Source organism: Halomonas sp. SIMBA_159 (genome assembly GCF_046536035.1).
Classification (GTDB): Bacteria; Pseudomonadota; Gammaproteobacteria; order Pseudomonadales; family Halomonadaceae; genus Vreelandella; species Vreelandella venusta_A.
The window spans coordinates 1-273 of record NZ_JAWJBT010000546.1 but is presented as its reverse complement, the minus strand read 5'-3'; the positions used below and the strand labels follow the sequence as shown (position 1 = coordinate 273).

Annotated in this window: 1 protein-coding gene; it reads right to left on the bottom strand. The window is 53.5% G+C overall.

The window, feature by feature from the left end:
• Positions 1-87 precede the first annotated feature (87 nt).
• On the bottom strand, positions 88-273 hold a 186-nt coding region (locus R0J87_RS20400; RefSeq protein WP_498888536.1), incomplete at its 5' end, for a hypothetical protein.

Sequence of the window (273 nt, the reverse complement as noted above, 5' to 3'; positions counted from 1 at the left end):
CCCTTCTTTAACCTTAACCACGTACCGGCAGATTCTGCCCGTCCGCACTGACAGGACTCACTCACAGCAGAAAATTACCGCTGAGACTTAATGCAGGGCAAGCGGTATTCTGCTCTCCAGAGTCACCTGATGCTCCCTATGCCAGCGATCTTGCCAGCTTGCCTGTACCGTCACCGTTGAGATACCACCGGGCTGTGTGTCATGACCTATCACAGTCTGCAAACGGATAGTGACACCATGCAAAGCATGCTGCTGTGTGTGCGTAAGCTGTCC